We start from the raw sequence: 6,758 nt of genomic DNA, 5'->3' as shown, positions 1-6,758 counted from the left end.
GCGCGAGGCACCGAGGCTCCCCCTCGATCGGTGCTCGCGCGAGGGCCCTCCCGGCGCCGGCGGTGCTGCGGGAGTCGCCTCACCGGCGCGCGTGGAGGGCGGAGGCTGGGGCCGCGCTGTCGGTGATGCGGCTCCAGTCGGCCTCGGCGGTCGATCATGGCTCGGGGGCTGGGAGCCTGCGGTGTGGGCGTGCGCCCAACTTCACCTAGTCCGAGAGTAGAAGGAAAGCCGCGGTGATCGGAAGCAGGGGGATGGTCACACCGCACACTCCCGGGACCTTCACCTTCGGGTGGATCCCGTGCGCACCGGCCGCGTACCTGGCTGACACCCCTGTGACCTCCCTACTTCGCCACATGCGCAAGCGCATCGCCACTCCGTGGGCGGCGGAAACAGCGATGACGGGCCGGGTTAAGGTCACATGTTGTGTGAGGAGCGGGCCTCTCCGGCGGACGGAGCTGGGCATGGCCGACTTCGGCGCCACGGCGTCGTCGACCGCCGCTCCCTGAGCGACGAGCAAGCAGGAGCAGGGCGCAGCGATGGGAGAGAACGTGACGAGGCCCTCCGCGCCTCCACCCGAGAATCAGCCCTCGTCTCAGCGGCCCCCCTCCCCCAGGGTTCCCTCCCCCAAGGCCCCCTCCCCCAGCGGCGAGACGGAACAGCTGCGAGCCACCGCCGAGCAACTGCGCGAGCAGGTGTCCGAGCTGGAGATCCAGGCGCGGGCGCGCCCCAGGATCGCGCTGGCCGAGGGCGTCCTGGTCGAGCGCTACCGCCTGGCGGACGCGCAGGCGGCGTTCACGCTGCTGCGCCAGGCGTCGCAGCGGGCCAACATCAAGCTGCACCAACTGGCCTCCGCGGTGGCCCGGACGCCAGGACCGGCGCCGGGCGCCAGGACGTGGTTCAGCGGTCGGGCACCGCATCCGCTGCCCGACCTGACCGCGCTCGAGGCCGGCACGCTCGACGCGAGCAACCAGGGCGAGGTCCTCGGCGCCGCCTTGCACCGCGTCCTGGCCATCACCGGCGCGGGCATGGGGAACGTACAGCTGGTCGAGGACGGCGTCCTGCGCATGGTGAAACACACTGGTCTGCCCCGGCAGTTCACGGACTACTTCGCGTTCGTCGACGGGAAGACCTCCTGCGCTCGCGCCGCGTCGAGCACCACCCAGGTCACCGTCAAGGACGTGGCCACATCGGCCGGTTTCGACGACGAGAGGCGCCGTGTGATCCTCGCGGCCGGCAGCCGCGCCTGCCACAGCGTCCCGATCGTCGACGACGAGGACACGGTCCACGGTGTCATCTCCTCGCACCACGACCGCCCCCTGACCGACTTCACCCAGGCGCAGCTCCACGCCCTGCACACCACGAGCCGCGCCCTGGGCACCTGGATCAAGTGGCACCAGCACACCGTCCTCGTCGACGCGCTGGAGGACCTCCACCAACTGGCCCTCGCCTCCGGCCGGTAGCCGGTGGGCCGGCTTTCCCGGGCCTGAGCCTCAGTCGTGGGCGAGGGCGCGGTCGAGGAGGGGAAGCAGGCGGTCCCAGTGGCGCTGGAGTCCGGTGGGGCTGAAGGCGTCGGTGTCGGACATGGTGAAGCCGTGGAGGGTGTCGGGGTAGACCTCGGTGGTGTAGTCGACACCTGCGGCGTCGAAGGCCTTGTTGAGCTCGCTGATGGCCTCGGGCGTCAGGTCGCCCTCGGCGAGACCCAGGTGGACTTGAGCGGTGAGATCGGGGACGCGAAGGTGCGGGCTGTCGGCCGCTTCGGTGACCAGGAAGCCGGGGTGGAATCCGGCGAGGGCCGCCACCTGCCCGGGGTGGGCCGTCGCGGTGCGCATCGCCAGCGCGGCGCCGATGCAGTAGCCGATCGCGGCGACCGGTCCCGCACCGACCTCGGGCTGGGTGGTGAGGAAGCCGATGTAGGCATCGGCGTCGCCGAGGATGCGTTCGGTGGTGTGGGCCTCGACCAAGGGAATCAGTTGGGCGAAGATCTCGGGCCGTACGTCGTTGCTGATGTGCTCGGGGAGTTCGATCACCGGTGCCGGGCCGTGCCGGTAGAAGAGGTTGGGGACGAGCACGTAGTACCCGTGCGCCGCCAGCTCGCGGGCCTTCTCCTCCAACTCGGGCCGGGGGCCGAAGACGTCCGGGTACAGCAGGACGCCCGGGTGCCGCCCGCCGCCGTCGGGGAAGGCGGCGAAGGCGTCGGCCTGGCCGTCCGTGGTGGGAATCGTCAGTGTCTTGGTAGGCAAGATCTTCCATTCTCGGGTTGATCGACAAGGATCTTCGGCATCACAACCACGCGCCCGAGGATCAATATTCCTCGGGCGCGTTCCGCGAGACCCTGTATCAGGCCCGGTCAGTTGTCGCTGGGCTTGCCGAACTCTTCGATCAGTACGGGATACTGCTCGCCGCCGTGGCCCGCGGCGATCGAACGGTCGGCCATCGCCTTGAGCAGCTTGGGCAGTTCGGTGTTGACGCCCGCTGCCTCGCTCTCCTCGATCAGGTGCGCCATCGCCCGTGCGTCGGTCTCCAGGGCCGACACCTCGGCAGGGTAGGAACCGCCGTCGATCTGCTCGGCGTACCCGGGCAGCCATGCGGCCACCCCGGCAGCGATCTGCCGCGCGAACGGCGCGTACGTCGCGGCGTCGACTCCCACCGACCTGAGCAGGGCGGTGCCCTGCAGCCAGGCGTTCAGGACGCTCCACATCATGGCCAGGCCCGCCACGTCGTACAGGGACGCGAGCCCGTGGTCCGCGCCGAGGTAGGTGACGGTGCCGAGCGCGTCGAGCGTGGGCTTGTGCGTCTCGAAGTCCGGCTGCGGCCCGCTGTGCAGAATGACCGCGTCGTCCGTCCCGATCGCCTGCGGAATGGCCATGATCGCGCCGTCCAGGTAGCGGGCACCGTGCTTCTCGGCCCAGCGGGCGGCGTCCCGGGCCTGGGTGGAGTCCCCCGAGGTCAGATTGATCAACGTCGTACCGTCCAGGGCGACATCGCCCGCGCCGAGCAGCTCGTACATGGCCGCATAGTCGGTGACGCAGACGATCGTCAGGGAATCGGCCTTGAACGCGTCACCGACCGTCGGCGCCAGTCGCGCGCCCCTGGCCACCAGTTGGTCGGCCTTGGAGGGCGTACGGTTCCATACGGTGGTGGGGTGCCCGGCATCGAGGAACGCGCCGGCGAGTACCTGGCCCATGCGGCCGAGTCCGATGACGGTGATGGGTGTATCGCTCTTGTTGTTCATGGCAGCATCGTCAACGTTGATACCGGTGTGAAGGTCAAGCGAGGTTTCGGGTGCGGATCGGGGAATTGAGTCGCCGGACGGGCGTCAACGCCCATCAGTTGCGCTATTACGAGGCCCAGGGCCTGCTGGAGGCTGACCGCAGGGCGAACGGATACCGCGAGTACGACGAGAACGCCATGCTCCGGGTGAAGCAGATCCGGCACCTGCTCGGCGCCGGTCTCTCTTCCGAGGACATCGCCTATCTGCTGCCCTGTGCGGTCGGCGAGACACCGGAGCTGCCCGGCTGCATGGAGCTGCTGGCCGCGATGCGGTCCCGGCTGCGGCGGCTGGACGAGCAGATGGACAGACTCGCCCGGTCCCGTGGCGCTCTCGCCGACTACATCGACGCGGCCGAGCAGGTGGGCGGCGAGAGCTATCCCCCCTTCGACGAAGCCGACCAGGAGGCCGTCCCCGCCTGAGTGGATATCCCCCTACCCGGATGCCCCTTTCCGGGATGACCTGGGTGTCCGTTACTTGGATTCGACTCGTCCGAAGGCGTCGGGGCCGGTGGTCAGCGCGTCCTGCGCCTCTTGCCACGCGTGGTCGCCCGGCCGGAACTCACTGCGGAGGTAGGCCGCGGTGAGCCGCCCGAGAGCGGCGACCCGGCCGGGGTTCTCGTCCGTGGTCTCGGCGGCGTCGTATCCGCTGATCCCGCCGAGTACGTGCTCCGCGTCGACCAGGGTGAGCAGCGTCTTGGCGCCGGGTGCGAGTCGGTAGGGGTCGGCGTACCAGTCCGGGCCGATCGCCGTGAAGTGCTGGGGGTCGTCCTTGCCCCCGGCGACGACCAGCGCGGGCGTGGACATCCGGGAGAAGTCGATGGTCCGGAAGACCGGGAACCGCTCGCCCATGACTCCGGTCAGGATGTCGCCTCCCCTGCCCGGAGCGGCCAGCAGTACGCCCTGCTTGATCCGGGGCTCGAAGAGGTCTGCCTCCTGACCGCCGTCGGGATCGGTGACCCGCGCGCCCAGCAGGAGGCTTGCGGTGAAGCCGCCGAGGGAGTGTCCGGCCACGGCGACGCTGTCGTGGTCCATGCGCCCGGCGAGCTGCGGCACGGCGGCCTCGATCACGTCGAGCCGGTCGAGGACGTGGGTCATGTCCTCGGCGCGTGAGCGCCAGAAAAGGGGCGCTTCGGGGATGCCCGCGTGGAGGTGGCTGAGGGTCTTGGAGCTGAGGTGGGTGGGCTGGATGACGACGAAGCCCTGCTCGGCCCAGCGGCCGGCGAGCGGGGCGTAGCCGTCGAGTGAGGAGAGGTGGTTCGAGTTGCCGTGTCCGTGCGACAGGAGGATGACCGGCAGGTCGGTACCGGTCGCGGGTGCGGTGACGCGCACCCGCAGGTCGACGGGGCGTCCGGGCATGGGCAGCACCACCGGGCTGAACGAGAGCACGGGGGTGGGCGAGCCGATGAGGTCGGTCGTGGAAGTCGATGCGCTCACGATGCGCCTTTCCCTTCGGTAGGTCCCGCTTCGGCTAGAGTGAAGCGGAACGTTGCTCCACTTACGATACGGAACACTGTTCCGGTTAACAAGCGGAACAGTGTTCCGATTTTTTGACGGCCACAGAGATGGTCACGGCCACCAGGAGTGGCCACGGAAATGGCTACAGACAGGAGAGCGCGGTGCCCACTGCAGGCCACCAGTCCGGGAAGGCGCCGACCCCCGGCAAGCGGGCCGACGCGGTGCGCAATCAGCAGAAGCTGCTTGCCGCCGCCGCGGAGGTGTTCGTCACCTCAGGCGTCGACGCGCCGATCCGTGAGATCGCGGCCAAGGCGGGCGTCGGGATGGGGACGATCTACCGCCACTTCCCGACGCGGGCGGATCTCGTCGTCGCCGTCTTCCGCCACCAGGTGGAGGCGTGCGCCGAAGCCGGTCCGAGCCTGCTGGCCCGTGCCGAATCGCCGCTCTCCGCGCTGCGTCAGTGGATCGACGTCTTCGTCGATTTCCTGGTCACCAAGCACGGTCTGGCCAACACGGTGCAACCGGACAGCAGCGGCTTCGCCGCGCTTCACACCTACTTCCTCGACCGTCTGCTGCCCGTCGCGGAGCAGTTGCTCGACGCCGCGGCCGCCGCAGGCGAGATCAGGCCCGGCACGCGGCCCTACGAGCTGATGCGCGGCATCGGGAATCTCTGCATCGCGCCCGACAGCGACCCCCGCTACGACCCCCGACGGCTGGTCGCGCTGCTCCTCCAGGGGCTCCAGCAGCCGCAGGCATCCTGACAGCGGCGACGTACGGGAACTCGTCCGCGGGACGGGGCAGTCCACCGCACGCGCGCAGCACATCCTCGCGCGTGCGGTTCCTCCGGGCCGATGTATCCGGCCGTCCCATCGGCGCGGCCGGTCGACGTCCGGAGCACTTCACGGATCCGTCGCGGTGTGCGGAAAATCTAACACTGCCAAATTCCCTTCCGCCTCACTAACGTCGTTCGCGGCCGATCAACTCCGGCCCCCTCGCGTCGTTTTCACCGCACAGGCATCGAAGGAGCGCGCGTGTACGAGCGCATTCCGGAACCGGCGGTTCCCCCGGGCGAACCGGGCGTCCCACCCCGGCATTCCAGGCGGCTTGCGTTTCCCCTGGTCAGAGGGCGTTCTCGCGTTCCAGCGTCCCCAACTGCGCGGATTTCATGGCAGTCGGGAGGGTCCACCCCACAAGCTCGATGCGTCGTGCTCATCCGGGAGGTCTCCCTCCCCCGTACCCACCTGAGGAGTTCGTAGATGCTTCGCAAGCGTTCACGCCTGATCGCCGTTCCGGTCGCGGCGGTGGCCCTGACACTGACCGCTGCCGGGTACCAGGCCGGCGCGGCCCAGTCGCCGGACGCGGGCGGCGCGGCACGGTCCGGCAAGGCCGTTGCGGCGACGGTCCCGTGCCTGGCCGACGCCACCACGCTGATCGGCGACCTCGACGGCGACGGCCGCCCCGACAAGGTCATCAACCCCGGGCACACCGGCACCAAGGTGACCATCCAGTGGGGTGCCGCGGACGGCTCCTTCGGCAGCAAGCAGACCGTCAGCAAGCTCCTCGGCGCGCGGGCGGGCGAGGTCACGACCGCCGCGGTCGCCGACTTCCAGAACGATGGCACCCTGGACGTCGTCGTCAACCTCGTCACGCCCGCCGGTGGCGACGACCCCAACACGGCACGCGTCGCCGACTTCCGCCCCGGCCCGCTCAAGCGCTCGAACCTGGCCTCGGCCGGCACCCGGCACTCCGACATCGGCGACCAGGGCGAGGCCAAGCAGCTCCGCATCGCCGACTACGGCGACGACGCCTACCCGGACCTCGCGGTCCTCAACAACGCGGGCGACGGCGTGTGGGAGCGGTCCATCCGCCTGACGAAGCCGGGCGGCGGCCCCGGCGCCTACGACTACGAACTCCAGCAGCAGTACGGCGAGACCGGCACCCCCGCCGAGCCGCCGGCCATGCCCACCGACGGGTGGAAGCACTTCTACAAGTCCTGCTCCTGACCCCCACCGGGCGCCGCCGGCCCCTCGCAC

At 70.0% G+C, this 6,758-nt stretch carries 7 protein-coding genes; 4 read left to right on the top strand and 3 right to left on the bottom strand.

Annotated elements, in window-relative coordinates; translation table 11 throughout:
• Window positions 1-548 precede the first annotated feature (548 nt).
• Complete coding sequence (locus tag ACFUPX_RS35920) at window positions 549-1,460, top strand: ANTAR domain-containing protein (protein WP_383332390.1); 912 nt, start codon at window positions 549-551, stop codon at window positions 1,458-1,460.
• A gap of 30 nt (window positions 1,461-1,490) precedes the next feature.
• On the opposite strand, the gene ACFUPX_RS35915 is transcribed toward ACFUPX_RS35920, so the two are convergent.
• Together ACFUPX_RS35915 and ACFUPX_RS35910 are read right to left on the bottom strand one after the other, a co-directional pair.
• A complete protein-coding gene (locus ACFUPX_RS35915) occupies window positions 1,491-2,240 on the bottom strand; it encodes a dienelactone hydrolase family protein (RefSeq protein ID WP_383332388.1) in 750 nt (249 codons plus the stop codon).
• Between the two features lie 107 nt (window positions 2,241-2,347).
• Window positions 2,348-3,232, bottom strand: coding sequence for an NAD(P)-dependent oxidoreductase (locus tag ACFUPX_RS35910; protein ID WP_383332386.1), 885 nt, complete (start codon window positions 3,230-3,232; stop codon window positions 2,348-2,350).
• A 50-nt stretch (window positions 3,233-3,282) separates the two neighbouring features.
• Between ACFUPX_RS35910 and ACFUPX_RS35905 the strand changes: the two genes are divergently transcribed.
• Window positions 3,283-3,690: a MerR family transcriptional regulator gene (locus tag ACFUPX_RS35905; RefSeq protein WP_383332384.1), complete on the top strand. Its 408-nt coding sequence runs from the start codon at window positions 3,283-3,285 to the stop codon at window positions 3,688-3,690.
• Between the two features lie 51 nt (window positions 3,691-3,741).
• Here ACFUPX_RS35905 and ACFUPX_RS35900 read toward each other — a convergent pair whose 3' ends face one another.
• Entirely contained in the window at window positions 3,742-4,704 is a 963-nt protein-coding gene (locus ACFUPX_RS35900; protein WP_383332382.1) for an alpha/beta hydrolase family protein, read from the bottom strand.
• Window positions 4,705-4,886: 182 nt separating this feature from the next.
• On the opposite strand from ACFUPX_RS35900, the gene ACFUPX_RS35895 reads away from it, so the two are divergent.
• Together ACFUPX_RS35895 and ACFUPX_RS35890 are read left to right on the top strand one after the other, a co-directional pair.
• Window positions 4,887-5,486: a TetR/AcrR family transcriptional regulator gene (locus tag ACFUPX_RS35895; protein ID WP_383332380.1), complete on the top strand. Its 600-nt coding sequence runs from the start codon at window positions 4,887-4,889 to the stop codon at window positions 5,484-5,486.
• A 495-nt stretch (window positions 5,487-5,981) separates the two neighbouring features.
• Window positions 5,982-6,728: an FG-GAP repeat domain-containing protein gene (locus tag ACFUPX_RS35890; protein ID WP_383332378.1), complete on the top strand. Its 747-nt coding sequence runs from the start codon at window positions 5,982-5,984 to the stop codon at window positions 6,726-6,728.
• Window positions 6,729-6,758 lie beyond the last annotated feature (30 nt).

This window comes from Streptomyces sp. NPDC057302 (assembly GCF_042667685.1).
In the GTDB taxonomy this organism is placed as follows: Bacteria; Actinomycetota; Actinomycetes; order Streptomycetales; family Streptomycetaceae; genus Streptomyces.
The sequence above is the reverse complement of the archived record's forward strand: the minus strand, read 5'-3'. Positions and strand labels throughout refer to the sequence as shown.